At 72.0% G+C, this 1,556-nt stretch carries 2 protein-coding genes and 1 pseudogene; all 3 read left to right on the top strand.

Features of this window, described 5'->3' with window-relative positions; translation table 11 throughout:
* Window positions 1-617: pyridoxamine 5'-phosphate oxidase family protein (locus tag O3Q52_RS52950; RefSeq protein ID WP_269655528.1), on the top strand; the 617-nt coding region annotated here is incomplete at its 5' end.
* A gap of 9 nt (window positions 618-626) precedes the next feature.
* The gene (locus tag O3Q52_RS52945; protein WP_269655527.1) at window positions 627-1,142 is read left to right on the top strand and encodes an NUDIX hydrolase; all 516 of its coding nucleotides are present in this window, start codon (window positions 627-629) and stop codon (window positions 1,140-1,142) included.
* Between the two features lie 232 nt (window positions 1,143-1,374).
* Window positions 1,375-1,556: pseudogene (locus tag O3Q52_RS52940) on the top strand (TIGR03767 family metallophosphoesterase); the annotation flags it as partial.

Raw genomic sequence — 1,556 nt, 5'->3', positions numbered from 1 at the left:
CACACCGCGCGGCGCTCGCCGTCGCCGGAACCCCGGTCGGCACCATCGCGCTCGACCCGCGCACCCGCCGCCGCATGCGGCTCAACGGCCGCTCCCGGCCCACGTCCCGCGGCCTGGCGGTCGAGGCCGACCAGGTCTTCTCCAACTGCCCCAAGTACCTGCAGAAACGGGAGTCGTACGAGACGGTCGCGCGCACCCCGGGCGAACCGCTGCGCGGCAGTGAACTGGACGCGTCCCAGCAGGAGTTCGTCCGCGCCGCAGACACCTTCTTCCTCGCCACCGTGCACGGGGGCGGCGCCGACGCCAGCCACCGCGGCGGCAACCCCGGCTTCGTACACGTCACTTCGCCGACCGAGCTGAGCTGGCGCGACTACCCCGGCAACTCGATGTTCCTCACCCTCGGCAACCTCGCCGCCGACCCCCGTGCCGGACTCCTCTTCCTCGACTGGGAGACGGGCGCAGCCCTCCAGCTCTCCGGCACGGCCCGCACGGAGTTCGCCCCCGACGGCACGCGCACCGTCCGCTTCACCGTCGAGGCCGTCGTGGACACACTCGCGGCGGTCCCGCTGCGCTGGTCGCGGCCCGAGTACTCACCGGCGAACCCGCTCCTGCCGTAACGTCTGCACATGCACAAGGAGTTGAGGGTGGCGTCCTACGCCGTATGCGTGCGGGACGATCGGATACTCCTCGCGCGCCTGGTGGAGAAGAACGGCACCAGGCCCTGGACGCTGCCCGGCGGCGGCATGGACCACGGCGAGGACCCGTACGACACCGTGATCCGGGAGGCCGAGGAGGAGACCGGATACACGGTCGAGCCCCTCGCACTGCTCGGCGTCGACTCCATCAGGCGCACCTATGCGCGCCGCCTCGGCCCCGCCGCCGACTTCCAGGGCCTGCGGATCGTCTACGAGGTCCGTGTCACCGGCGGCGAACTGCGCCACGAGACCGACGGCTCCACCGACCTGGCGGCCTGGCACCCTCTCGACGAGGTGTCCGCCCTGGACCGGGTGGGCCTGGTCGACGTGGGCCTCACGCTGTGGCGGGAACGACCGGCGGCAGGACGCGTGACGGGCATCCCCGAGTACCCCGAGCGGGCCGGGGCCTCCCAGGCCCCCGAGCGCCCCGAGACCTCCGGGAAATAGGTTCTGTACCCCGTCAGGTGAACTTGGAGTGACCGCCTCCCCTCCGTTCGAAGAGGGCTCGGTGGACGCGGAGGGTAACCAAGATCCACGTACGGTGATCGGCGCTGCCCGTTGCTGTCCAGTTAACGCGCAGGTCACCCCCGGTGCCAACGATCCAGTATGAGCGGGCAGTTCGCGTCAGCGAACCGCCCGCGACCACTGCTGACGCGTTCGGACCCGGGGAGATCGCGCCATGTCGCGCATACGCTCTGTCGCCACCGCCACTGTTCGTGACCGCCGCGCCTTCCTGGCCGCAACCGGAGCGGTGTCCCTCTCCGCGGGCATCGGCCTCGCGCTGCGGCCCGGTTCGGGCGAGGCCGCCGCGCACACCGCCTCGACCCAGGGGCAGCCCCTCGCGGTCTCCCGCCCGGCGCC

Origin of the sequence: Streptomyces sp. ActVer (assembly GCF_027270795.1) — a bacterium.
GTDB lineage: Bacteria > Actinomycetota > Actinomycetes > Streptomycetales > Streptomycetaceae > Streptomyces > Streptomyces umbrinus_A.
The sequence above is the reverse complement of the archived record's forward strand: the minus strand, read 5'-3'. Positions and strand labels throughout refer to the sequence as shown.

Excerpts from the sequence above, each read along its gene's own strand:
- O3Q52_RS52945 (WP_269655527.1), top strand. The coding sequence starts at position 627 with ATGCACAAGGAGTTGAGGGTGGCGTCCTACGCCGTATGCGTGCGGGAC.